Origin of the sequence: Rhodobacter sp. NSM (genome assembly GCF_052244495.1) — a bacterium.
In the GTDB taxonomy this organism is placed as follows: Bacteria; Pseudomonadota; Alphaproteobacteria; order Rhodobacterales; family Rhodobacteraceae; genus Cereibacter_A.
This window is the reverse complement of record NZ_JBQPXH010000002.1, coordinates 229,085-252,736: the sequence shown is the minus strand read 5'-3', so window position 1 is coordinate 252,736 and position 23,652 is coordinate 229,085. Positions and strand designations below refer to the sequence as shown.

General features: G+C 66.7%; 28 protein-coding genes. 13 read left to right on the top strand and 15 right to left on the bottom strand.

The annotated features are described in order from the left end of the window. Positions 1-37 precede the first annotated feature (37 nt). From ACTVZP_RS05750 to mutM, 7 genes are all read right to left on the bottom strand, one after another. Positions 38-460, bottom strand: a complete 423-nt coding sequence (locus ACTVZP_RS05750; RefSeq protein WP_443211151.1) for a VOC family protein — start codon at positions 458-460, stop codon at positions 38-40. After that, positions 457-1,548 (bottom strand): DNA replication/repair protein RecF, encoded by a 1,092-nt coding sequence (gene recF / locus ACTVZP_RS05745; RefSeq protein WP_443211150.1) that lies wholly within the window; start codon positions 1,546-1,548, stop codon positions 457-459. The genes ACTVZP_RS05750 and recF overlap by 4 nt, the downstream gene beginning before the upstream one ends. 67 nt (positions 1,549-1,615) lie before the next feature. Continuing rightward, the gene (dnaN, locus tag ACTVZP_RS05740; RefSeq protein WP_443211149.1) at positions 1,616-2,734 is read right to left on the bottom strand and encodes a DNA polymerase III subunit beta; all 1,119 of its coding nucleotides are present in this window, start codon (positions 2,732-2,734) and stop codon (positions 1,616-1,618) included. Positions 2,735-2,851: 117 nt separating this feature from the next. Further along, entirely contained in the window at positions 2,852-4,216 is a 1,365-nt protein-coding gene (gene dnaA / locus ACTVZP_RS05735; protein ID WP_443211148.1) for a chromosomal replication initiator protein DnaA, read from the bottom strand. Between the two features lie 534 nt (positions 4,217-4,750). Continuing rightward, positions 4,751-5,029, bottom strand: a complete 279-nt coding sequence (gene rpsT, locus ACTVZP_RS05730) for a 30S ribosomal protein S20 (protein ID WP_443211147.1) — start codon at positions 5,027-5,029, stop codon at positions 4,751-4,753. Between the two features lie 109 nt (positions 5,030-5,138). Further along, positions 5,139-5,915: an enoyl-CoA hydratase gene (locus ACTVZP_RS05725; RefSeq protein ID WP_443211146.1), complete on the bottom strand. Its 777-nt coding sequence runs from the start codon at positions 5,913-5,915 to the stop codon at positions 5,139-5,141. A gap of 60 nt (positions 5,916-5,975) precedes the next feature. Next, a complete protein-coding gene (gene mutM, locus ACTVZP_RS05720; RefSeq protein ID WP_443211145.1) occupies positions 5,976-6,827 on the bottom strand; it encodes a bifunctional DNA-formamidopyrimidine glycosylase/DNA-(apurinic or apyrimidinic site) lyase in 852 nt (283 codons plus the stop codon). A 92-nt stretch (positions 6,828-6,919) separates the two neighbouring features. Here mutM and ubiE point away from each other — a divergent pair, with 92 nt between their 5' ends. Together ubiE and ubiB are read left to right on the top strand one after the other, a co-directional pair. Beyond that, complete coding sequence (gene ubiE, locus ACTVZP_RS05715; RefSeq protein WP_443211144.1) at positions 6,920-7,672, top strand: bifunctional demethylmenaquinone methyltransferase/2-methoxy-6-polyprenyl-1,4-benzoquinol methylase UbiE; 753 nt, start codon at positions 6,920-6,922, stop codon at positions 7,670-7,672. Between the two features lies 1 nt (position 7,673). Continuing rightward, positions 7,674-9,203 carry a 2-polyprenylphenol 6-hydroxylase gene (ubiB, locus tag ACTVZP_RS05710; protein ID WP_443211143.1) on the top strand — a complete coding sequence of 510 codons (1,530 nt, stop codon included), beginning with the start codon at positions 7,674-7,676 and terminating at the stop codon, positions 9,201-9,203. Here the strand turns inward: ubiB and ACTVZP_RS05705 are convergent. Both ACTVZP_RS05705 and fliK read right to left on the bottom strand, forming a co-directional pair. Further along, positions 9,198-9,854 (bottom strand): flagellar hook assembly protein FlgD, encoded by a 657-nt coding sequence (locus ACTVZP_RS05705; RefSeq protein WP_443211142.1) that lies wholly within the window; start codon positions 9,852-9,854, stop codon positions 9,198-9,200. The genes ubiB and ACTVZP_RS05705 overlap by 6 nt on opposite strands. Positions 9,855-9,863: 9 nt before the next feature. After that, complete coding sequence (gene fliK / locus ACTVZP_RS05700; RefSeq protein ID WP_443211141.1) at positions 9,864-11,999, bottom strand: flagellar hook-length control protein FliK; 2,136 nt, start codon at positions 11,997-11,999, stop codon at positions 9,864-9,866. Positions 12,000-12,049: 50 nt separating this feature from the next. Here fliK and ACTVZP_RS05695 point away from each other — a divergent pair, with 50 nt between their 5' ends. After that, on the top strand, positions 12,050-12,328 hold the full coding sequence (locus ACTVZP_RS05695) for a rod-binding protein (protein WP_443211140.1): 279 nt from the start codon (positions 12,050-12,052) through the stop codon (positions 12,326-12,328). Next, positions 12,318-12,644, top strand: coding sequence for a hypothetical protein (locus ACTVZP_RS05690; protein ID WP_443211139.1), 327 nt, complete (start codon positions 12,318-12,320; stop codon positions 12,642-12,644). The genes ACTVZP_RS05695 and ACTVZP_RS05690 overlap by 11 nt, the downstream gene beginning before the upstream one ends. 37 nt (positions 12,645-12,681) lie before the next feature. Here ACTVZP_RS05690 and ACTVZP_RS05685 read toward each other — a convergent pair whose 3' ends face one another. Continuing rightward, positions 12,682-13,992 carry a FliI/YscN family ATPase gene (locus ACTVZP_RS05685; RefSeq protein WP_443211138.1) on the bottom strand — a complete coding sequence of 437 codons (1,311 nt, stop codon included), beginning with the start codon at positions 13,990-13,992 and terminating at the stop codon, positions 12,682-12,684. Positions 13,993-14,075: 83 nt separating this feature from the next. Here ACTVZP_RS05685 and ACTVZP_RS05680 point away from each other — a divergent pair, with 83 nt between their 5' ends. Genes ACTVZP_RS05680 through ACTVZP_RS05640 form a run of 9 tightly spaced genes read left to right on the top strand, consistent with a single transcriptional unit; the run spans position 14,076 to position 18,590 of the window. Further along, positions 14,076-14,459: a FlgB family protein gene (locus ACTVZP_RS05680; RefSeq protein ID WP_443211136.1), complete on the top strand. Its 384-nt coding sequence runs from the start codon at positions 14,076-14,078 to the stop codon at positions 14,457-14,459. A 2-nt stretch (positions 14,460-14,461) separates the two neighbouring features. After that, positions 14,462-14,842 carry a flagellar basal body rod protein FlgC gene (flgC, locus tag ACTVZP_RS05675; RefSeq protein WP_443211135.1) on the top strand — a complete coding sequence of 127 codons (381 nt, stop codon included), beginning with the start codon at positions 14,462-14,464 and terminating at the stop codon, positions 14,840-14,842. 13 nt (positions 14,843-14,855) lie between these two features. After that, positions 14,856-15,146 carry a flagellar hook-basal body complex protein FliE gene (gene fliE / locus ACTVZP_RS05670; protein ID WP_443211134.1) on the top strand — a complete coding sequence of 97 codons (291 nt, stop codon included), beginning with the start codon at positions 14,856-14,858 and terminating at the stop codon, positions 15,144-15,146. Further along, positions 15,146-15,412: a flagellar biosynthetic protein FliQ gene (locus tag ACTVZP_RS05665; protein ID WP_443211133.1), complete on the top strand. Its 267-nt coding sequence runs from the start codon at positions 15,146-15,148 to the stop codon at positions 15,410-15,412. The genes fliE and ACTVZP_RS05665 overlap by 1 nt, the downstream gene beginning before the upstream one ends. Position 15,413: 1 nt before the next feature. Continuing rightward, a complete protein-coding gene (locus ACTVZP_RS05660) occupies positions 15,414-16,130 on the top strand; it encodes a flagellar hook-basal body complex protein (protein WP_443211132.1) in 717 nt (238 codons plus the stop codon). Continuing rightward, the gene (gene flgG, locus ACTVZP_RS05655; RefSeq protein WP_443211131.1) at positions 16,130-16,915 is read left to right on the top strand and encodes a flagellar basal-body rod protein FlgG; all 786 of its coding nucleotides are present in this window, start codon (positions 16,130-16,132) and stop codon (positions 16,913-16,915) included. Before ACTVZP_RS05660 ends, flgG begins: the two co-directional genes overlap by 1 nt. Then, positions 16,915-17,334, top strand: coding sequence for a flagellar basal body P-ring formation chaperone FlgA (flgA, locus tag ACTVZP_RS05650; RefSeq protein ID WP_443211434.1), 420 nt, complete (start codon positions 16,915-16,917; stop codon positions 17,332-17,334). The genes flgG and flgA overlap by 1 nt, the downstream gene beginning before the upstream one ends. A 10-nt stretch (positions 17,335-17,344) precedes the next feature. Then, on the top strand, positions 17,345-18,064 hold the full coding sequence (flgH, locus tag ACTVZP_RS05645) for a flagellar basal body L-ring protein FlgH (protein WP_443211130.1): 720 nt from the start codon (positions 17,345-17,347) through the stop codon (positions 18,062-18,064). 1 nt (position 18,065) lies between these two features. Continuing rightward, positions 18,066-18,590 (top strand): flagellar basal body-associated FliL family protein, encoded by a 525-nt coding sequence (locus tag ACTVZP_RS05640; RefSeq protein ID WP_443211129.1) that lies wholly within the window; start codon positions 18,066-18,068, stop codon positions 18,588-18,590. Between the two features lie 30 nt (positions 18,591-18,620). Here ACTVZP_RS05640 and ACTVZP_RS05635 read toward each other — a convergent pair whose 3' ends face one another. From ACTVZP_RS05635 to ACTVZP_RS05615, 5 genes are read right to left on the bottom strand one after another with little or no spacing between them, the layout of a single operon-like run. Then, complete coding sequence (locus ACTVZP_RS05635; protein ID WP_443211128.1) at positions 18,621-18,953, bottom strand: hypothetical protein; 333 nt, start codon at positions 18,951-18,953, stop codon at positions 18,621-18,623. Continuing rightward, complete coding sequence (gene flhB / locus ACTVZP_RS05630) at positions 18,950-20,026, bottom strand: flagellar type III secretion system protein FlhB (protein ID WP_443211127.1); 1,077 nt, start codon at positions 20,024-20,026, stop codon at positions 18,950-18,952. The genes ACTVZP_RS05635 and flhB overlap by 4 nt, the downstream gene beginning before the upstream one ends. Further along, a complete protein-coding gene (locus tag ACTVZP_RS05625; RefSeq protein WP_443211126.1) occupies positions 20,023-20,805 on the bottom strand; it encodes a flagellar biosynthetic protein FliR in 783 nt (260 codons plus the stop codon). The genes flhB and ACTVZP_RS05625 overlap by 4 nt, the downstream gene beginning before the upstream one ends. Continuing rightward, on the bottom strand, positions 20,802-22,874 hold the full coding sequence (gene flhA / locus ACTVZP_RS05620) for a flagellar biosynthesis protein FlhA (RefSeq protein ID WP_443211125.1): 2,073 nt from the start codon (positions 22,872-22,874) through the stop codon (positions 20,802-20,804). Before flhA ends, ACTVZP_RS05625 begins: the two co-directional genes overlap by 4 nt. Further along, positions 22,874-23,563: a transglycosylase SLT domain-containing protein gene (locus ACTVZP_RS05615; protein ID WP_443211124.1), complete on the bottom strand. Its 690-nt coding sequence runs from the start codon at positions 23,561-23,563 to the stop codon at positions 22,874-22,876. Before ACTVZP_RS05615 ends, flhA begins: the two co-directional genes overlap by 1 nt. Between the last annotated feature and the right edge of the window lie 89 nt (positions 23,564-23,652).

The window sequence follows — 23,652 nt, the reverse complement described above, 5'->3', positions numbered from 1 at the left end:
TCACGCCCGAGGCCCAAGATTTAGCCGCACGCCGCCGTCAGGGCAGGGTCAGGGTCCCGTCTTCCGCCAGCGGCCAGACCGGGTTCATCGCCACCTCCCAGACATGGCCGTCGGGATCGGCCCAGTAGCCCGAGTAGCCGCCCCAGAACACCTTCTCGGGTCGCTTGAGGGCCGTGGCGCCGGCCGCGAGTGCCTCCTCGAAGGCCGCGTCGACCTCCGCCACAGTGCCGAAATTCTGCGCGAGTGTGATGGCGCCCGTCCCGAGCTCCGCCCCGGGGCGCCCCTGATCGGCCGCGAGCTCCTTGCGCCCGAAGAGCGCCAGCGCCGAGCCGTGCAACTGGAAGAAGGCCACGCCCTCCTGCGCCCGGTGCTGCTGCCAGCCCAGCCGCTCGTAGAAGGCAACCGACGCCTCCAGATCGGCGACGCCCAACGTAATGAGCGTGACCCGTTGCGGTGTCATGGTCGGATCTCCCTCGTCTCCGAAAGCCCTGCGGCCTCCGCCACCTCGATCCGCTGCGCCCGGTGCCCGAGGGCTGCGAAAAGCTCCGGCCCGGTGCCGGTCATGAAGGCCTGCGCGCCGAGCGCGCAGATCTCGTCGAAAAGCGCCGCGCGCCGGCCCTCGTCCAGATGAGCCGCCACCTCGTCGAGAAGCAGGATGGGCGCCGCCCCCAGATCCTCGGCCAGCGCCCGGGCATTGGCAAGGACAACCGAGATGAGAAGCGCCTTCTGCTCACCCGTTGAGCATTGCGCGGCCGCGATGCCCTTCGCGTCATAGATTGCCGTGAGGTCGGCGCGATGCGGCCCGGCCAGCGTCCGCCCCGCCGCCATGTCCCGCCGCCGCCCTTCGGCCCAGGCCGCGGCCAGATCCTCGGGATCCTCCGAAGCGATCGAAAGGGCGGCGCGCGGAAAGGCAGTCTCGGCTTCGGCCTGCGCCGCCGCCAGGCGCGCGACGGCCCCCTCGCGATGAGCCCGGATCAGCCGCGCGGCTTCCGCCATCCGCTTCTCGAGCGCCGCATGCCAATGGGCGTCCACCACCTGCTCCTTCAGCAGCCGATTCCTCTCGCGCATCGCCTTCTCGTAGTCGAGCACCGCCTCTGCATGGTCGGGAAAGAAGCTCATCGTCACGCGATCGAGAAATCGCCGTCGCCCCTCGGCCGCCTCGGTCCAGAGCCGGTCCATCGCGGGCACGAGCCAGACGATGCGAAGCAGCCGGCCCAGCATCACCTGTGTCGCAGCCTTGCCGTCGATCCGCACCTGCCGCGAGGCGCCCCCCTCGGCCCAGGTCTCGACCTCATGGTCGGAATGCAGCCCCCGCGCGGTGGCCGTCACTTTCCAACCCAGCGCCTCGGGCCGCCGCGCGATCTCGTCCGCCGCCGCCCGCCGGAGGCCTCGCCCCGGAGACAGCAGCGAAATCGCCTCGAGAAGGTTGGTCTTGCCCGCGCCGTTCGCGCCGACGAAGGCCACCGGCCGCCGGTCAAACTCCATCCGCGCCGCGCGATGCGAACGGAAGTGGGAGAGAGAGAGGGATGTGACGGCCAGACCGCGCATCCCCTGTCCTTTCATTCTCGGAAAAATATCCCGGGGGTGCGGGGGCAGCGCCCCCGCCCGCCCTCCGTCACACGCGCATCGGCATGACGACATAGACCGCGGACATGTCGTTCCCTTCGCGCATCAGCGTCGGATCGCCCGAGGAGTTGAACAGGAACACGGCATTCTCGCGATCCACCTGGCTCGCGATCTCGAGCAGGTATTTCGCGTTGAAGCCGATCTCCAGCCGCTCGTCGCCGTAGGCCACCGCCAGCTCCTCCTCGGCCGCGCCGGAGTCGGGCGCATTGACCGAGAGCACCAGCCGGTCCTCGTCCAGCGAGAGCTTCACGGCCCGAGACCGTTCCGACGACACCGTCGCCACCCGGTCCACCGCCTTCGCGAAGTCCTGCGCATCCACCTCGAGGCGGCGCGTATTGCCGACCGGGATCACGCGCGAATAGTCGGGGAAGGTGCCGTCGATGACCTTCGAGGTCATGGTGATCTGCGGAGTGGCAAAGCGAACCTTCGTCTCCGAGACCGAGACGGCGATCTTGACCTCATCGTCGTCGAGCAGCTTGCGCAACTCGTTCACCGTCTTCCGGGGCACGATCACGCCCGGCATCCCCTCGGCGCCCTCAGGCAAGGGCGCGTCGATGCGCGCCAGCCGGTGGCCGTCGGTCGCCACGCAGCGCAGCACCGGCCCGTCCTCGCCCGTGGCCACATGCATGAACACGCCGTTCAGGTAATAGCGGGTCTCCTCGGTCGAGATCGCGAATTTCGCCTTGTCGAAGAGCCGCCGCAGCACCGGGGCCGGCGCCGAGAATTTCGAGCTGTATTCCGAACTGGCCATCACGGGGAAATCCTCGCGCGGCAGCGTCGCGAGACTGAAGACCGAGCGGCCCGCTGTCACCGTCAGCCGGCCCGAGGCCGCATCCTCGGCAAGGCCCACAAGCGCACCGTCCGGCAGCTTGCGCACGATCTCGTGCAGCATGACAGCCGAGACGGTCGTGGCGCCCGGACGCTCCACCACGGCCGGGGTGCGGTCCACCACCTCGATGTCGAGATCGGTTGCGCGGAACGAGACGGTGTCGCCTTCGGCTTCGATCAGCACGTTGGCAAGAATCGGGATGGTATTCCGCCGCTCGACGACCGACTGGGCCTGGCCCACGGCCTTTAGCAGAGCGCCGCGCTCGATGCTGATCTTCATTCCCCTCACCCCTTCTTGACGCGGACGCCGAAACTGCCCGGTTTCGCGCCGAACCTCAAGATTTTTCGCGACTATGGATGGTTTGCGGGGGGCGTCAAGCGCCCCCGGGGCCACAGGTCAGGCCTGGAGGAGGCGACGCAGAAGCTGCAGGTCGTCGGCGAGCTGGGAGTCGGTGGCCATGAGTTCTTCAATCTTGCGCACGCCATGCATGATCGTCGTGTGATCCCTGCCGCCGAAGCGACGGCCGATCTCGGGCAGCGAGCGGGGCGTGAGCTGTTTGGCGAGATACATCGCCACCTGCCGAGGCCGGGCGATGGTGCGCAGGCGCTTCGGGCCGATCATGTCCGAAAGGCGGATGTTGTAATGCTCGGCCACCTTGCGCTGGATCTCCTCGATCGTGACCTTGCGGTCGGAAGCGCGGAGGATGTCGGCCAGACAGTCCTGCGCCAGATCGAGGGTGATCTCGCGGCCCACGAGGCTTGCGAAGGCGAAGAGGCGGGTGAGGGCCCCTTCGAGCACGCGCACGTTCGTCGTGATGCGGTGGGCGAGGAACTCCAGCACGCCGTCAGCGATGACGAGCCCCTTGTACTGCTCGCGATAGAAGTCGGCCTTCTGCTGCAGGATGCCGAGGCGCAACTCGTAATCGGTCGGGTGCAGGTCCACCACGAGGCCGCATTGCAGGCGGCTCTTGATCCGCTCCTCGAGGTCCTTGATCTCGCCCGGCGCACGGTCGGCGGAAATGACGATCTGCTTGTTCTGGTCGACGAGGGCGTTGAACGTGTGGAAGAACTCCTCCTGCGTCGAGTCCTTGCCGGCGATGAACTGGACGTCATCGACCATGAGCACGTCGACCGAGCGGAAAAGCTCCTTGAAGCCGAGGATCTCGCGCTCGCGCAGGGCCTGAACGAAGCGATACATGAACTGTTCGGCCGACAGGTAGAGGACGCGCGCCTGCGGCTGGCGCTTCTGCAACTCGTGGGCGATGGCGTGCATGAGGTGGGTCTTGCCGAGGCCCACACCACCATAGAGGAAGAGCGGATTGAAGGTCACGGGTCCGCCCTCGGCCACCCTGCGGGCAGCGGCATGGGCCAACTCGTTCGGCTTGCCGACCACGAAGCTGTCGAAGGTGAAACGCGCATCGAGCGGAGCGCCGCGCAGATCCTCCTCGGGCGGGGCCGGGCGCGCCTTGACCGGCGCGACGGCGGCCGCAGCCTTGACTTCCTTGAGCGGCGGGCGCGGCGAGTTGGAGACGGCAAATTCGAGACGCTCGACGGGCGAACCCGCTTCTGTCAGGCGCATGCGGATGTGGTCCGCGAAGTTGCGCTGCACCCAGTCTCCGAAGAAAAGCGTCGGCACTTCGAAGCGCGCCACTCCTTCATCGAGACCCATCAGCCGAAGAGGCTCGATCCAGGTCACGAAATTGTTCCGGCCCACCCGCTTGAGGAGCCCTTCGCGCACTTGAACCCAAGTGTCATTTGTCATTTCCTGTGCCCGTTCGCCGTTCATCGCCTGCGGCCTCGCCCGCGCATTCTGCACGGGGTGCCTTGTTCTGGTTCTGCGAAGCAACGCTATTGGGGCACCAATCAAGGCGCATGAAGCCACCCCACCGCCTGCGGGTGCAGGCAGTGCGGTTGACGGGAATCCACAGACACAGAAGCAGGCCGAAGCCCACTTCCCCGCGCCTGCGGTCAGTGCCGGTCAAGGCACATCCATTTAAGTCCCGAGACCGCGGAACATCAGTCGTCTCGCCGCTTGCGCGGCATCTGGCAGCAGACGCATGACGATCCGCGATCGGCCATGTCCCCCCAAGGACGTGTGAATCGCTCAGATGACGCTAGCAAGCTGTGACGAGCATCTGCAACCGAACTTCGCTGTTGACTAATCCTTTGTCGCAGCGAATCCCGAGGGCCCGTTTGGCCTGCCATAATGCTGCCAGAATTGCGCCGTTCGGGGCGCCGGAAACGCAAAACGCGCCCCGGGGGGCGCGCTTCGAACGTCTGCCGGGAGCAGCTTGGATCAGGCGGCGGCCGGTTCCGACAGCACCTTCACGCGATGCGCCAGGCGCGACATCTTGCGCGCCACGGTGTTCTTGTGCAGCACGCCCTTCGTCACGCCACGGGCCAGCTCGGGCTGGGCGGTCTTCAGGGCGGCAACGGCAGCCGTCGAGTCACCGGAAGCGATCGCTTCCTCGACCTTGCGCAGGAAGGTGCGGATCCGCGACCGGCGGGCCTTGTTGACGGCGGCGCGGGCCTCGGCCTGGCGGGCACGCTTCTTGGACTGGGGCGAGTTAGCCATGTGTCAGGTTATCCGTGTGGGTTCGAAGTCTCGTTGAAGCCGCGTCTTTACGGGCGACTCGGTGCCAAGTCAACCCGCAGGGCAGCAATTCCCGGTGCGGCGCACCGAATTACTTGTCGCGGAACTGCGGCGTCCGCTTCTCGAGGAAGGCGGCCATCCCTTCCTTCTGGTCCTCGGTGGCAAAGAGCGCGTGGAACAGCCGCCGCTCGAACAGCACGCCCTCGCGCAGCGTGGTCTCGTAGCTGCGGTTGACCGCCTCCTTCACCGCCATCGCCGTCAGAAGCGACTTCTCCGCGATCTTGGCCGCGACCTTCATCGCCTCTTCCATGAGGTTCTTGGCAGGCACGACGCGGCTCACGAGGCCGCATCGCTCCGCCTCGGCCGCATCCATGAAGCGGCCGGTCAGGTGCATGTCCATCGACTTCGACTTGCCGACAAAGCGCGTGAGCCGCTGCGTCCCACCCAGCCCGGCCACGACACCGAGGTTGATCTCGGGCTGGCCGAACTTGGCCGTATCGGCTGCAATGATGAAGTCGCACATCATGGCGAGTTCGCAACCGCCGCCCAGCGCATATCCAGCGACAGCCGCCACGATGGGCTTGCGCACCCGCAACATGGCCTCGGAATCCGAGGTGAAGAAGTCGCTGCCGAAGACGTCCACGAAGCTCTGCCCCGCCATCTCCTTGATGTCGGCTCCCGCGGCGAAGGCCTTCTCGGACCCTGTCAGGACGATGCAGCGCACCTTGTCGTTGCGGTCCGCCGCGCCCAGGGCCTCGGCCAGTTCCGACATCATCTTGCTGTTGAGCGCGTTCAGCGCATCCGGGCGGTTCAGCCGGATCAGCGCCACATAATCCTCGATCTCGACGATCAGGGTCTCGTAGGCCATTCGGGTTCCCTCGTCATGGCAATTCCGCTGAGGTCTAGCAGTCCGGCGGCAGGGATCAAGTCATCTCTGGCATTGCGGACAGTGGAAGGACGAGCGTCCGGACTGGATGATCCGCCCCACGACGCCCTGACAGCCCGGAGTGACGCAGGGTAAGCCCGCCCGGCCGTAGACCCGGAAGGTGTGCTGGAAATAGCCCAGTTCGCCGTCGGCCTGGCGGTAGTCGCGCAACGAGGATCCGCCCGCCTCGATCGCCTCGGAAAGCACCTCCCGGATGATCGGCACGAGGCCCGCGGCATCCTCGGCGCTGAGGCTTCCGGCGAGGCGACCCGGCGCCAGACCTGCACGGAACAGCACTTCGCACACGTAGATGTTGCCCAGACCCGCGACGATGCGCTGGTCGAGGAGTGCGGCCTTGACCGGTGTCCGCCGACCTGCGAGCCGTGCCGCGAGATACGGCCCGTCGAAGCCGTTTCCGAGCGGTTCTGGTCCGAGAAGCGCCAGCAGGGGATGCGTTTCGGCGGCCTCCGTCGCCACAAGGTCCATGGCGCCGAAGCGGCGCGCATCGTTGAAGGTGACGCGCGCCCCACCCTCCATCTCGAGCACCACATGGTCGTGCCGGGCGGGCGCCGGATGGTCGTGGAAGAATTCGCCCACCTGCGCGCCCGAGACCAGCATCCGCCCCGACATGCCGAGGTGGATGAGCAGAGACTCGCCCCCCGCCAGGTCCGCGAGGATGTATTTCGACCGCCGCCGGAGCCGTGTCACCCGCTGCCCCGTCAGCCGCTCGGCCATGCGCGGGGGCAGCGGCCAGCGCAGATCCGGGCGGTTCACGCGCGCCTCGGCAATGAGGCGCCCGGTCATCACCGGCTCCAGTCCGCGACGGACGGTCTCGACCTCGGGAAGTTCGGGCATCACCACTCCGCGACAGATGGCAGCAAGGGGGTGCATTGCAGCCCCCGCGCCGGGGCCTATAAAGAGGGCGCAGCAGAGGACGGCAAGAGCCCATGAGCGAAGAAACTTCCAACACGACACATTTCGGCTTCCGCACCGTGCCGGAAGGCGAGAAGGCCGGGATGGTTCATGGGGTCTTCACCCGCGTGGCCTCGAAATACGACATCATGAACGACCTGATGTCGGGCGGCGTCCACCGGCTCTGGAAGGACGCGATGATGGACTGGCTCGCGCCGCGACCGGGGCAGAAGCTGCTCGACGTGGCCGGCGGGACGGGCGACATCTCGTTCCGGTTCCTGAAGCGGGCGCCCGGCGCCCATGCGACCGTCTGCGACATGACCGAGTCGATGCTGGTCGAGGGACGGCAGCGCGCCGACGCGGCCCAGATGGCCGACCGGCTCGACTGGGTAGTAGGCGATGCGATGGCCCTGCCTTTCGCCTCGAACACCTTCGACGTCTACACGATCAGCTTCGGCATCCGGAACGTGACCCGCGTGCAGGATGCGCTGAACGAGGCCTACCGCGTGCTGAAGCCCGGCGGGCGGCTCATGGTGTTGGAGTTCAGCCAGTTGCCGAACCCGATGATGCAATGGGCCTATGACCGCTACTCCTTCAACGTGATCCCGGTGATGGGCCAGATCGTGGCGAACGACCGCGACAGCTATCAATATCTGGTGGAGTCGATCCGCAAGTTCCCGGATCAGGAGACCTTCGCGACGATGATCCGCAAGGCGGGCCTCGGTCTTGTGAAATACCGCAACCTCTCGATGGGCATCGCCGCACTGCACTCCGGCTGGAAGCTCTGAGTTGAAGGGTCCGCACAATATCTGGCGGCTGGTGCGCACTGCCGCCACCATGGAGCGCACAGGCGCCATCGGCGCCGTGCTGGAAGCCATGGATGCGCCGGCAAACCTCCGCGTCGTGGCGCGGGTGCTGGGCTGGCCGTTCAAGTGGCTCGGCCTGCCCGGCGACCCGGCCCTGCCGCCCGCGACGCGGGCGCTGACCGCACTGGGGCCCGCCTACATCAAGTTCGGTCAGATCCTCTCGACCCGTCCCGACGTCGTCGGACCCGAGATGGCGGTGCAACTGCAATACCTTCAGGACAAGCTGCCGCCCTTTCCCACAAGCGTGGCCAAGGCCCTTATCGAAGAGGAACTGCACGTCCCCGTGGACCGCGTCTTCTCGGAATTCTCCGAGCCGGTGGCGGCGGCCTCGATCGCTCAGGTCCACCGGGCGCGGCTGGCTGACACCGGGGTCGAAGTTGCGGTGAAGGTTCTGCGTCCCGGCATCGAGCGGGCATTCCGCACCGACATCGACGCCTTCTACCTTGCTGCGCAGATCATCGAGATCCTGGCCCCCTTCTCGCGCCGGCTTCGTCCGACCGAGGTCATCCGCCATTTCGAAGGCGTGGTGAACGGAGAGCTCGACCTGCGCCTGGAATCGGCCTCGGCCGGCGAATTCGCGGCCAACACCGAGAACGACCAGGGCTTCCAGGTTCCGAAACCGGTCTGGAATCTCTCCGCGCGGCAGGTCATGACCATCGGCTGGGCCGAGGGCCTTTCGCTGGCCGACAATGCCGCTCTGGACGCTGCGGGCCACGATCGCACGGTGCTCGGGACACGTGTCCTCTCGCTCTTCCTGAGCCATGCCCTGCGCGACGGGTTCTTTCACGCCGACATGCACCAGGGTAACCTGAAGGTCGCGGCGAACGGCGACATCATCGCCTATGACTTCGGGATCATGGGCCGGCTCGACGAATACACGCGCCGCGTCTATGCCGAAATCCTGTTCGGCTTCATCCAGCGCGACTACCGGCGGGTGGCCGAGGTCCATTTCGAAGCGGGTTACGTCCCCGCCGACCGTGACATCGACGAGTTCGCCCGCGCGCTCCGAGTGGTGGGCGAGCCGATCTTCGGCATGGATGCCTCTCACATCTCCATGGCCCGCCTGCTCGCCTATCTCTTTGAAGTGACAGAGCGCTTCGGCATGGAGACGCGAACGGAACTGATCCTTCTCCAGCGGACGATGGTAGTCGTCGAAGGCGTTGCCCGCTCGCTCGACCCGCACATCAACATCTGGCAGGTCGCCCGGCCCATCGTCGAGGATTACATTCGCGACAACGTCGGGCCGCGTGCCATCGCAAGGGATCTCGTGCGGACCGCCCGCATTCTCGGTCGCTTCGGGCCGCGACTGCCCCGCCTCGTCGAGGCGCAGCTGATCCGGCAGGGCCAACCCGAGGTGGTGGAGGTTCCGGCGCCCGAAAGCCATCCCGTGCGCTGGATGCTCGTCGGCGCCGCGCTGACTGCAGCGGGTGTCTGGATCGGCAGCCTTCTATGATCGAGAGGCGTCGCGGAGCGCCGTGACCGAAGAGGCCGGGACCTCGATCCCGCCTTTCAGGACAAGGATCGTCCCGTCGCTTCCGCCCTTGGCCTCGATGATCTCCGCATAGACTTCGACGTCCGTGGTGCCGATCAACTCGCCATTGGTGAAGCTCTCGAGCGAAAAGCTGTAGGCGCCCTCGGGCAGGGGGGTGCCCGAGCTGTCGGTTCCGGCCCATTCGATCGGGCCTGCCTCCGCTTCGATCGTCTCCTGTGAGACGATGACGCCCTCCGAGTTCCGCACGACGAGGTTCGCCCGATCGGCACCGACGACCGGGTTCGGCGATATCGTGACCGGTGTGCCGTCGAACCAGGCCGAGGCCTCCACGCGGGCTTCGCGCCCGATCCAGCCCGCCAGTTCCGACAGGCCCATGACACCGAGCGATCCGCTCATGCTGGTGAGGATCTCGTTGGTGCGAACCTGCTGCTCGACGCCCGAGAAGGTCGCGAGCTGCATTGCGAAATCGTCCGATTCCATCGGATTCATCGGATCCTGATTCTGAAGCTGCGTCGTCAGCATCTTCAGGAACGTGTCGTAGTCGGAACTGATCGCGCTCGGGCTCGAGGAGCTCTGGCTGGTCGTCGAGGCTGTGGTGCTGGTCACTTCCATGGTGAACTCCTAGATTCGAAGGTCGAGGCCGCCGGTGGTGGCGCCTCGGGACGGTGTGGCGGACGGCTGGAGGTCGGCAACTTCGCCCGCGAACGAGGCATGGGCGCGGGGTCGCGAGCGCTCCTCCCGCCCTCCGAAGCTGAGCGAGGCACCGGAAAAGCCGGCTTGCCGAAGCTCCGCGCCAAGCTGGTCCGAGTGACGCCGCATCAGGTCGAGCGTATCCGACCGATCTGCCTGCACGAGGACGCGCAGCTGGTCGCCCTCCTGCGCCATCGTCATCTTCACGCGGCCAAGATCGTCGGGGTCCAGCACCACCTCGACCGCATCTCCGGCCGTGGCGGATACCTCTTCACGCGCCGGAACCGGAGGTTGTGCCGGCTGTGCCGTGCCGCGCGGCGAATCCGCCACGGTCCGAGGCTCGGAGGTCTGGAAGACCTGCGGCTCGTCTGGCGGTGACGACAGGGGATGGGGATGCTGCAGATCGGCCGACGCATCCGGCGCAGCCCCGGCCGGCAGGCCGGTGAAGGACTGCGGTGACGGGCTGTCGGGGCGCATTTGCGGTTCGCGATCAAGGTGTCGCGGTTCGTGTTCGGGCAAAGGATCGCTCCGGTATGCCGCGCTCGGAACGAGGTCTGCCTCAGGATCGACCTCGGCCCGAGCAACGGGAGACTGCCAGACCGCAGGCATGCCGTCCTGCACGGCAGCCGGGCGAGGATCCGGAACTGACGGCAGATCCGTCCCGCTGAGGATCCGGCGTGGCTGGCTCGCAGCCGCGGCCGGCTGTCGCTCCTCCACGGGCCGGTCGGGATCCTCTGGATCTGGCTTGGTCAGCACGGGGAGCGATGCTTCGCTTGCTTGCTTGACCGGAGCCGCCCCCCCCGCCACAGGCGTCTGCTCCGCATCACTGGGCTGGGCTTGGGCATCGGGCGCGGAGGCTGCCACCGTGATCTGCCGCACCCCCGCATATCCGGCAACATGGGCCGATCGCTCCACACGGCCCCGGGTGCTTCCTGCCGGGGATGCAACAGTCACAACCGATAGGCTCGACTGCTCGATCAGTCGCCCGACGTCATCGGCGTGGTCCGCAGTCGGTGCCGCCTGATCGACGACAGCTGCACCCTTTCCGGTAGCGGACAGCGGAGCCGGAAGCCCGGCCGCATCTCGCGACAGCGGCACCGCTTGCGCCGGTCCTTCAGCCCGCGCAAGCTTCGGCCGCATGTCATTCTGTCCGCTCACTGAAAGCCGCGTCTGTCCTGACGCAGCGTCGGATCGCGCCTCACTGCTCCGGAACGCGCCGGGGCTGCCAAGTCCTTCGACCTGTTCTGCAGGTGCCACAGGACATGCGGCCTTCGATGAGGCGGAAGCATGTCGCGGCTCATAAGGCACCCGCGGCTGAGGGGTGCTGTTCCAGCGCGCATCGTCGCGACGACGGGTAGGGTCTTCACCAGCATCCCCTCCGAGCGCCTCGTCAATGGGAGAGGCGTTGCCTTCCCGTGACTTCCCGACCAGCGCGGAGGTGCGCGGCCCCGGTTGTTCCGGAACCAAGCCGTCTTCGGCAAGCACCGGTTGGAGGGACCCGGCTTCGGCTGCCACGTCCCCCGGGTTCGTCACAGAAGCCTCCCGCGACCATTCCCCTCGGACCGGGGCTGCGGTGGATGGCAACGGCCGCTCCTCGACATATCCCGCCACCTCCGTCTCGGCGGCGTCTGCGAGGCGCACCGCGTCTTCCGGCACCGGAGCTGCAGAAGTCATGGGAAGCGCTTCCCGGCGATGCGCGAGCGGCAGTTCGCAGGCTGCGTCCGTCGTCAGGGTTGTCCCTGTCTCCTCCGGCTCGGAAGACGGCTGGTCCTCGGCATCTTCGACCTCCGAAGCTGCAGCTTCGCTCTCCGCCAGCCCGGAAGGATCCGCACGGGACGAGCCTGCGTCGCCGTCCACCATGCCGGCCGCTTTGCGGGGGTCTGGTGCGGAACGGCGCTGCCAGCCGTCGAGTGCGCAGGCAAAGGCGTCACCAGAGGCCGAGCCCTGCGCCACCTGCTCTTTCGGGGCGGCCTCGGCCATGCATGCAAACTGCGGAAGTGCGCCAATCATATCGTTCGGACCTTCTGTCGCCTGTCCTGCTTCTGCGGCAAAGGGATTACCGAACATTTACTCCTTTGCCTCAGGATCACGAAAATCCGTGCGAAAGGAAGACCTCCATGACCGAACCGATCAGACTTGCACCGGCGTGCCCGCCGGATCCTCGGGCGCAGTTGCGCAAGAAGGCCGAGGAGCTGGAAGCCGCCTTCCTGTCCGAGATGCTGGGCCACACCGGACTCGGCGCCCTCTCCGGGTCGTTCGGGGGCGGGCTCGGAGAGGAGCAGTTCGCCTCGTTCCTTCGCGGCGAGCAAGCCAGCGGCATGGTGCGCGCGGGCGGCATCGGATTGGCCGAGCAGTTCTACCGCTCGCTGTCGAAAGGTCTTCACGATGGCGGCTGAGGGATCACTCGAAGTCCTGCTCGACGAGATGCGTCAGTCCATGATCGCAGGCGATCTGGCCTCTCTCGGAAGCCTCGAGGGAAGGATCGCCGCCGCAATGGAGCAACCGCTGGGAACAGCAGAACGGGCGCGGCAGGTGCGCGCAAAGGCGGCGCGGAACCTTGCCTGCATCGAGGCCGCCGCGCGCGGGGTGCGCGCCGCGCGCCGTCGTCTCGAGGAGATCCGCACGGCGACATCGGGCGCCGTCGTGGTCTACGACGGTCGCGGCCGCCGCGCGGAGACCCTGCCGGAGCCGCTTCCGCGCCAGAGGCTGTGAGACGCGCGCCGGCCATGGTCCCGCCGGCGCGACACATCTAACGCCCGAGGCATTCGGACAGACGGCGGAAGCTCGCTTCGACGCCTTCCGGCGAATCCTCCGCAAGGAAGGCGTCGAGCGCCGGCCAGACCCGGATCGCGGCATCCACCTGCGGATCGGATCCCTTCACGTAGAGCCCGGCCTGGATCATCATCTCGGCCCGGTCCCAGGCACCCAGCAGCCTCCGCGCCTCGGTGATGATCTCGTTTTCCGGCCCTGTCGCCGCGTCAGGCAGGGACCGCGAGACGGAGCGCAGGAGGTCGATCGCCGGGAACCGTCCGCGTTCCGCGATCCTGCGATCCATCACGACATGCCCGTCGAGCACCCCGCGCAGAATGTCGGCGACGGGCTCCTCCATGTCCGACCCGGCGACGAGCACCGAAAAGACCGCGGTGATGTCGCCCACGCCCTCTGCGCCCGGCCCCGCACGTTCGGCGAGAGACATGATCGTATGGGCGGTCGAGGGAGGAAAACCCCGCATGCTGGCCTCCTCTCCCGCGGCCAGGGCGACTTCGCGGTGGGCCTCGGCGAAGCGCGTGATCGAATCGGCGAGGAGCAGCACATGCAGCCCCTGGTCCCGGAAATGCTCGGCCACGGCCATCGCCGCCCAGCCGCACCTGCGCCGGATCAGCGGCGACTGGTCAGAGGTTGCCGTCACGACCACCGAGCGTGCCATGCCCTTCGGCCCGAGAACCCGCTCGGTGAAGTCCCGGAGTTCACGTCCGCGCTCGCCGATCAGCCCGATCACGACCACATCCGCCGAGATCCCGCGGGCGAACTTGGCGAGCAGCGAGGACTTCCCGACCCCGGACCCCGCGAAGAGGCCGATCCGTTGCGCCTGGACGAGCGGCAGCATCGTGTCGAACACCGCGACCCCGGTGGCGAGGCGCGGCCCGAGGCCCTTCCGCGAGGCGGCCGGAGGTGCGGGCGCGCGCAGGGGACGCGCCTGCCGACCGCGGAACAGGGGTCTTCCGTCGAGCGGGCGGCCGAGCGGATCGACGATCCGGCCGATCCAGCTGTCATCGGGCGCGATCTCGGCCGGACCCACGAGCTCGACCGGATCGCCGATGGCCAGCCCCTCCATGGCAGCATCGGGGAGGATCGTCACGGAGTCGCGGGCAAGCCGCAGCACCTCTCCTCCGATGCGCCCGGCCGAACCGTGCACGATGACCCGGTCTCCGAGCCCGGCACCGGCCGTCAGCCCGCCGGCAGAGACGGTTCCGCGGGCAAGCTCGGTCACCCGTCCGTAGCGGCGGCTGAGCGGCACCGCCGCGATCTCGGCGAGCAATCCCTCAAATTCGCAAGACATCCGATCCCTCTTTGTTCGCGCCTTACCCTTTCTAAAGGAATCTACCTTAAGCCTTGATGAAACCAATCGAGGGAGAAGCCCCGATGTTCGAGAAGCTCGAAATCGTCAGAATGGCGCAATCCATGGCGCGGCATGCCGGGCTCCGGACCGAGGTCGCGGCGCAGAATGTCGCGAACGCGGACACGCCCGGCTACCGCGCCCGGGATCTGCCCGACTTCGAAAGCTACGCCAGCGGCATGACGGGTCTCCGCACGACCCGCGCCGGACACCTGCGTGGGGCGGAGGCGACGGCCGCCGAGCCCGTGCCGGTGGAGACGAAGGGTGCGGCCTCTCCCAATGGCAACACGGTCTCCCTAGAGGAGGAGATGGTGAGGGCAGTTGCCGCCCGGCAGCAACACGAGATGGCACTCTCGATCTACCAGAGCAGTTCGCGCCTGATCCGCACGAGCCTCGGCCGGAGTTCATGATCATGACCGACCTCAGCCAGTCGCTCACGCACTCGGCCTCCGGCATGCGCTCGCAGGCGCTTCGCCTGCGTCACGTGTCCGAGAACATCGCCAACGCCGATACGCCCGGCTATCACCGCAAGACCGTCAGTTTCCAGGAAGATCTGGACAGCGGTATCGTCTCGACAGGTCCGGTCCGCCTCGACCGGAGCGAGGTGCAGAAGATCTACGACCCCGGTCATCCCCTGGCGGACGAGACCGGCTACTACGACGGTTCCAACGTCGATCTGGTGGTCGAGATCGCTGACGCGCGCGAAGCGCAGCGCAGCTACGAGGCAAACCTCCGGATGTTCGACCAGGCGCGGCAGATGACGCAGAGCCTGTTCGACCTCCTGCGTCGTTGAAAGGAATTCCAGAATGGACATCAGAACCTCCATCGCAGCAGAAAGCTATGCGAAGGCCCGTACGGCGGCGGCACCCGATCAGCCGTCCGTGGGCATGGCGGCGGCGCTCGAGCGCGCCGCCGAGAGCTTTTCCGACACGCTGGCCCAGGGCGAGGAAACGGCCCGCGCCGCCATGACCGGAAAGGCAGACCCCCATGCGCTCGTCGAGGCGTTGGCGGCGTCGCAGATGGCGGTCGAGACGGCCGTCACCCTGCGGGACAAGGTGGTCGAGGCCTATCAGGAGATCCTGAGGATGCCGGTCTGATGTCCGAGCCCGCGCTCTTCGACGCTCTCCGGCAGGCGCTCTGGGTGGCCGTGCTGATGGCCTCGCCGCTCCTTGTGGTGGCTCTGATCGCCGGCGTCACCATCGGCCTCCTGCAGGCTCTCACCTCCGTGCAGGAGATGACGCTGACCTTCGTTCCGAAGGTCGGCGCGATGCTCCTCGCCTTCTGGGTCTCCATGAGCTTCATGACCACGACCCTTACCGCCTTCTTCGTCGACGGCATCATCCCCAGGATCGAAGGGCACTGAGATGGACGCGGCAGGCTACACCACGCTCACCCGCCAGTCCGGTCTCCTGCGCGAGATGCAGACCGTCGCGAACAACATCGCCAACGTCTCGACCACGGGGTTCCGGCGCGAGGGGGTCGTGTTCACCGAACATGTGAAGCGCCTCGGCGCCGACCCGTCCCTTTCGATGGCGAGTGCCAGCGCCCGCCAGGTCGATCTCGGGCAGGGCGGCCTCACCCGCACCGGTGCCGCCTTCGACTTCGCGATCATGGGAGACGGGTTCTTCCTGATCGAAACCCCTCGGGGCGAGCAGCTCACGCGCGCCGGCAGCTTCACCTCCAGCGCGGAGGGCGAACTCGTCGACAGCGACGGCAACCGGCTTCTCGATGAGGGCGGGGCGCCGATCTTCGTGCCCCCGGACTCTCCCGCCGTGGTGCTCGCGAGCGACGGAACCCTTTCGTCGAATGGACTGCCCGTCGGGCGCATCGGTCTCTGGCAACCCACGGATCCGCTGAGCCTGCAGCACGAGGGCGGCACGCGCTTCTCGACCGGGAGCGGGGTCGAGCCGGCATCCGGCGCAACCCTCGTCCAGGGCTCGCTCGAGGAGTCGAACGTCGAGCCGGTGTCGGAGATCGCCCGGATGATCGAGGTTCAGCGCGCCTACGAGCTCGGTCAGAGCTTCCTCGACCGCGAGGATGACAGGATCCGCACCACCGTCAGGACACTTGGAGAAAGCTGATGAAGGCGCTTCAGATCGCAGCCACCGGGATGAGCGCACAGCAGACGCGTGTCGACGTCATCTCGAACAACCTCGCGAACATGTCGACGACGGGCTACAACGCCCGGCGCGCGGATTTCGCGGATCTCCATTATCAGCAGCTGGTTCGGCCCGGAACCGTCAGCGCCGACGACGGACGCATGCTCCCCACCGGTGTTCAGCTCGGAATGGGTGTCAGACCGTCTTCCGTCTCGGTCGTGCTTTCGCAGGGTGCGCTCGCGCAGACCGGCGGCGATCTCGACCTCGCGATAGACGGGCGCGGCTATGTCGAGGTCACGCTGCCTTCGGGCCAGTCGGCCTATACGCGGGACGGCGCGCTGAAGCGGTCGGGCGAAGGGCTCGTCGTCACCTCCGACGGGCACGAGGTCGCACCGGGCATCACGATCCCGGACGACGCGGCAAGCATCTCCATCAACGCATCGGGCGAAGTGTGGGGCTATTTCACCGGACAGGTGCAACCACAGCTTCTCGGACAGATCACGCTGACCGCCTTCTCGAACGAGAAGGGGCTTGAGGCGATCGGCTCGAACCTCTTCCTCGAAACCTCCGCCTCCGGGCCCCCGATCGCCGGCACGGCAGGAGAGGATGGCTTCGGCACCCTGCGGCAGGGATATCTTGAGGAAAGCTCGGTCGACTCCGTTCAGGAAATCACGGAGCTCATCAAGGCGCAGCGTGGCTACGAGCTGAACGCGAAGGTCATCACCGCGGCCGACCAGATGCTTGCGGCGACGGCGCAGGTCAAATGATGCGCGCTCTCTGCTTCTTGTTGTGCCTCGTGACGCCGGTTTCGGCCGAGACCATCGTCGCCGCCCGCAACATCCGCGCCCTCGAGGTGCTGGAGCCCGGGGATGTGGCGCTGCAGGCGGAAGCCGTGCCGGGCGCGCTCACCGAAATCTCCCAGGCGCTCGGGCAGGAGGCGCGGGTGACACTGTACGCGGGCCGGCCGATCAGGCCCGGTGACGTGGGACCACCCGCCATCATCGCCCGCAACCAGATCGTGCAGATCACTTTCGAGGCGGGAGCCCTTGCCATCCGCGCGGAGGGACGTGCCCTCGCTCGCGGGGGTGTGGGCGATGTCATCCGCGTCATGAACCTTTCGTCCCGCTCCACCGTGACCGGCCGCATCGCGGATGACGGCTCTGTACATGTCGGCCCCGGCTCCTGAAGGATATCCCATGCGACGTCTCGTCCTGCTTCTCCTGGCTCTCCCCTCATGCGGACGTCTCGCGGAGGTCGGGAAGGCACCCTCCTTCAGCCCGGCGGATCAGACCTTCCAGTATCATGCCATGTACGCGCTCCCGATTCCCGAGAACCTCGGCAACCCGGGACCGACCGCGCGATCCTCGCTCTGGGCAGGCGACCGGGCGTCCCTGCTCGGCGACCGGAGGGCCAGCCGACGCGGCGACATCCTGACCGTCGTGATCGAGATCGACGACCGGGCCGAGATCTCGAACTCGAGCGGACGCAGCAGGGCGGGAGGCGAGTCGCTCGGCCTGCCCTCCTTCTTCGGCATTCCCCAGCGCATCGACAGGCATCTTCCGGACGGGGCATCCATGGCCGATGCGGTGTCCACCACCTCTTCGTCGAGCTACGCCGGGGACGGCTCGGTCAAGCGCAAGGAGAAGATGACCCTCCGCATTGCCGCGACGGTCGTCGAGGAACTGCCGAACGGCGTGATCCGGATCCAAGGACAGCAGGAGGTGCGCGTGAACTACGAACTTCGCGAGTTGATTGTCACGGGCTATGTCCGGCCAGGCGACATCTCGAGGCAGAACGAGATCACTTACGACAAGATCGCCGAAGCCCGGATCTCCTATGGCGGACGCGGCCAGATCACCGACGTCCAGCAGCCTCGGTACGGTCAGCAGGTGGCCGACATCATCCTCCCGTTCTGACATGCTCAAACTGATCATTCCTCTTTTCCTGGCGATCGCGGGACTCGGCGCAGGCGTCGGCGCAGGCATCATGTTGCGGCCCGAAGAGGAGCCGCAGGCCACCGCCGAAGACGCCGGAAACGGACACGGGACACCGCAGGGAGAGCCCGCGCCGGAGGGGGGCCCACACGCCGCCGCCGCGCACGAGGGCAATCCGGAAGAGCAGCCGGACTACGTCAAGCTGAACAACCAGTTCATCGTGCCGATCGTCGAGAACGGCCGCGTGTCCTCGATGATGATCCTGTCGCTCAGCCTGGAAGTGCCGCACGGCGGCAGCGAGCAAGTCTATGCGGTGGAGCCGAAGCTGCGGGACGGCATGCTCAGCGTGCTCTTCGACCACGCGAACACAGGCGGCTTTCGCGGCTCCTTCACGGAGTCGCAGAACCTCGTGGCGCTGAGGCGCGCCCTGATGGAAGTCGCTCGCTCCGTCCTTGGCCCGAGCGTCTCCGACGTGCTGATCACCGACATCATGCGTCAGGACAGCTGAGCCGGAACGTTGACGATACCCGGGGCCCGCCTAGTCCAGGCGGGCCTTCAGCAGTCTCAGCGCCTCGGATCGGGCAAAGGCCGTGCGGGCGGAAGCGCTCTTCTTCGTCCAGTCGGCGGATTGCCGCGCCAGCGTCAGGTTGATCTCCGCCCGCCTGCCGTCAGCCCAGGCCTGGTAGCGCAGGTTCGCGCGTGCTGCCACGATCGGATCAATGTCGTCCACCGGCGCCGCCTCCAGGGCCTGCAGCCTGTCCAGACACTCCTGCCGCTGCCGGGCGACCCGGCTCAGTTCCGCGAGCCGCAGGTCGAGCACCATGCGCGTGAGCGCAGCGATCTTCTCGATGTCCGACTTCCGGCTGCTCATCTCGTCCCCTTCATCTTGCGTCGGATGGCCTCTGCAAAGCGGATGGCGGCAGCCACCGCCTGATAATGTTCCGGCCGGATTTCCTCTCCGATCCGGACCACCGCATGCAGCGCGCGCGCGGTCGGCGGATCCCTGTGAATGGGGATGCCGGCCTCCATGGCTCGCTCCCGGATGCGGGCGGCCACTTCGTCCACGCCCTTTGCGACGCAGACGGGCGCGCGGCGGTCGCCGCGTTTCCAGCGCAGCGCGACCGCGTAATGCGTCGGGTTGACGACTACGACATCCGAGGTCGCGACGTCCTGGAGCATCCGGTTGGTCGCGACCTCGACCGCGCGACGGCGACGCTGCGCCTTCACATGCGGATCCCCCTCCGAGTCCTTCGACTCGTCGGAAAGCTCCTTGCGCGACATGCGGTGCTTGCGAAGATGCTCGGATCGCTGCCAGAGAAAGTCGGCCAGGCCGATCGCCGCCGACAGCATGACAATGACGAGCAGGAACTTCAGGAGCATCCTGAACATGATGCCCGTCGCAACGGCGGGTTCGACCAGCAGCATGTCAAGGATTTCGTCTGCGTGCCGCGCAACGAACAGCGCGAAGAGCAGGCTGACGAGGAGAAGCTTGAGCAGGCTCTTGCCGAACTCGAACAGGCCGTTGCGGCCGAAACGGTTCCGGAACTGAGATACGGGCGAGATCCGCTCGAGTTTCGGAGCCAGCCTTGCCGGCGCAACCACGAGGGCGCGCTGGGCCGCAAGCGAGCCCAGGGCCCCGATGGCGGGAAGCAGGAAGAAGGGAAGCACGGCAAGCGTCACCTCGGCCAGCAGCCGGCCCACCTGCGGCTCCGCATGATCGGCAAAAAGCACGGAGAGCTGATCCGCCCTTCCGAGGAGCGTCGCCCCGGCTTCCCCCAGCTGCCGCAGTGCGCCCTCACCCAGAAAGGCCGCCGCCAGAAGGAACCCAGCGTAGGCTGCCGTCGTCGCCAGATCCTGCGAGCGGGGCAGCTCCCCCTTGCGCCTCGCCTCATCCAGCTTGCGCTGCGAAGGTTCGTGCGGCTTGTCTTCCTCGCCATCGCTCATGGCAATGCCGTAGAGGCAAGAGGTGACGACAGGAAATCGCGCAGCGCACTCGCCCAGAACGCCACGGCGACGGGAGCCGACATCGCAAGAAGAACGAGGCCGCCGAGCGTCAATGCCGGAGCCCCGACGAAGAACACCATCAGCTGCGGCATGGCGCGGTTGATGATGCCAAGCGCCACGTTGAAGATGAAGGAAGCTGCCAGAAACGGCATGGACAGCATGAATCCGAGCGAAAAGGAGTGGGAGATCAGTCGAAGGCCCCAGTCGGCCGCATCGGCGGGCGGAGGCAGCCGTCCCACGGGCAGGAACTCGTAGGACATGATCAGGAATTCCGCGATCCGGACGTGGAGCCCGGCGGCGACGGCGATTGCGAGGCCCCCGAGCGTGAGCACGTTGCCAATGACAGGCTGCGGCTCGCCGGAAGACGATCCGAAGAGCTGCGAGAGGGACGCGGCCTGTGCGGCGATCGAGCCCGCCGTCTGAAGCGCCAGAACGAAAAGCCTCAGCGAGATCCCAAGCAGAAGACCGATGGCAGTCTCGATCGCCAACGGCCCGAGAGAACCGTCGAAGGGGGGAATGCGGTCGCTGAGGGCGGGGAACACGATGGCCGTGAAGGCGAGCGCCGCGGCGAGGCGGACGCGGGCGGGCAGGCTGGCCTCGCCGAAGGCCGGCAACAGAGCCATGGCCGCCCCGACGCGGATGAAGACCAGGAAACCTGACCGGAAGAGGTCCTGGGCCAGAAGCGTCAGCTGCGTCAGATGCTCGAACAGGGGCGTCATGCCTGGACGGTGCCCACCATTGCTGCTCGTGCCTCGGTGCCGATCTCGTCGTAGGAGATGACCGGAACCATCAGCCCCTTCGCAGCTGCAACTGCGCGCAGGAAGCGACGTCTCAGCGTCGATGTGACGAGGGCCGGCTGAACGCCGTTATCGGCGGCACGCGCGAGTTTCTCGGCGAGACCGTTGGCGAGACGGCTGAACGCCTCGGGGGGGAGGGCAACGTCGCGGGTCCCGCGTCCGCTCTCGATCTGATGCGCGGCGAAGGTCTTCTCCCACTCGGGTGCAAGCTGGATGAGCGGAATCGTTCCGTCCTCGCGCTTCAGTTCGGCGACGATCTGAAACCCGAGGCGCTGACGCACATGTTCGCAGATCTCCTCGGGAGAGTTGAGTTGCCGGGCCTCGGCGATCGCTTCGAGAATCAGCGGAAGGTTCCGGATGGACACCCTCTCCTCCAGAAGCAGGCGCAGAACGGCGAGCAGAAGGTCGACCGGCACGCGATCCGGGACGAGTTCGTCCAGCAGTCTCCGGTTGGCGTCGGCGCGCACGCGGTCCGAGAGATTGGTGAATTCGTCGAGGAGCCGGCGCAGCCCCTTGAGCGTCAGGAGGCGGGCGAGATTGCTCTTCATGACCTCGAGAAGATGAGTGGCGAGCACTTCCGCCGGCGTGACAACCGTAAGTCCTGCAAGCGCGGCAGCCTCCTGGTGATCGGGAAGGATCCAGCGCGCGGGTGCGCCGTAGACCGGTTCGCGCACGTCGATCCCCCGGGGGGCTTCATGCCCGTCCATCAGCAGCACCAGCACATGATCCGGCAGAAGACGATCGCGCACACGTTCCACGCCCTGCAGCCGGATGCGGTAGGAGCCGGGCGGCAGCGTCGTGTCGTCCGTAACCCGGATCTCGGGCAGGATAAGCCCGAAGGCGCCGGCGATGTGATTGCGCATGTTGACAATTCTGGCATCAAGCCCGGTTGCGGGATCGAGGACCATTCCGACGAGATTTGACGCAAACTCGATATGGATGTCGTCGAAATCAAGAATGTCGCCCAGTGGCCTCGCCCCCGGAGCTTCCGCTGCGTCGGGTTCCGAAGGGGGCGGTTGGCTCCGCCTCTTCAGGCCGAGATAGGTCAGGCCCGCAAGCGAAAGCGCGGCCAGCATGAAGGGGCCGAAAGGCAGTCCCGGGACCAGCGCGAAGAGCGCCATGAGGAGGGCGACTGTGCCCAGCGCGCCCGGATAGCGGCCGAGTTGCAGGAAGAAGGATGCATCGGCCGTACCCGACGCCCCGCCGCGCGCAAGCAGCAGAGCGGCGGCGATCGAGATGATGACCGCCGGGATCTGGCTGACGAGACCGTCGCCGATCGTGAGGATGGCATAGGTTTCGAACGCACGCCCGATCGGCATGCCGTGCATCAGCACGCCGACCAGCAGGCCGACGACGATGTTGAGGCCCGTGATGAGCAGGCCCGCCACGGCATCGCCCTTCACGAACTTCGAGGCGCCATCCAGCGAGCCGAAGAAATTGGTCTCCGCGAGTTCCTGCTCACGTCGCCGCTTGGCCTCCGCATGATCGATGGCGCCGGCCGACATGTCACTGTCGATCGCGAGCTGCTTGCCCGGCATCCCGTCCAGGGCAAAGCGCGCGCCCACCTCGGCCATGCGGCCAGCGCCCTTCGTGATGACGACGAAGTTCACGATCAGGAGAACGCAGAAGATCACCACGCCCATCATGACGCTTCCGTTCATGATGAAGCTCGCGAACCCTTCGATGACATGACCAGCGGCGGCCGTTCCGGCGTGACCGTTGCCGATGATCAGCTTGGTGGACGAAATGTTGAGCGACAGCCTCAGCATCAGCGAGGCGAGCAGGATGGTTGGGAAAGCGGAGAAGTCCAGCGGCCGCTCGATGAAGAGCGTGACGGTGAACATGAGGATCGCGAGAGAGAAGGACAGCGCCAGCCCGAGGTCGAGCATCCAGGCCGGGACAGGCAGCACCATCATGACGATGACCGCCATGAGAGCAAGGGCGAGCAGGATCGTGGGCTGAAAGACATCTCGGTTGGAAAGGAATTTCATCATTGGCTTCCGAACATGGGCCGCGGCGAACCGTCGAGGGGCACCAGCGATCCCGTGCTTCTCGCCGATCCGATCCGGAAGAGCGGGTTAAGGTTGACGCGCACGACGGACGGGACATCGAGGTCGCCGGCGGACAGGTCGGCCAGCAGCATGTCGAAGCGCGCGCGATATCTCTGCGCGTACTCCGGTGTGGCCGAATGATAGGCGCCGGCAGCACTGGACCAGTCTTCCGACCCATGTCGCAGATCCATCAGATAGCGCGCCGCATAGAGTGCGTTCTCCCTCGGATCGAACATGGTTTCGAGCCCGCGAAATGCACTCGCGTGCCACTTGTGGTTCAGCTGGAAGCAGCCGACATCGAAGTTCTCGAGACCCTGCCTCAGCGCGTCCTGCGCGAATTGCTCCGCGTCGCGCCTCGTTCGGAACCAGTGTCCCTCGCCCTGCAGGTTGACCGCCCACGGCCATGGACGCATCGGTCCACCCTCAGAGCGGCGGCCCGTTTCCGTCAAGGTGATCGCCGTAAGCACTTCGCGCGGAACGCCCGTGGTGCGTGCCGCGTAGTGCGCCGCCTCCTCGCAAAGCGCGGCGTCGGAGGGACTCGCCTGCGCTCGAAAGGTCGATGCGAGAAAACAGGTTAACGCCACATGCGCGCCCAGCAGGGTCGCCGACGTCACGCTGCGTCGCTTCATCTTGCTGGCCTCCATGATGTCCAGGCGCGATGAGCATCGGACATGAAGCTTGGTAAATGATTAGCGCCGTCTCATGCGCCGCCGCGAGC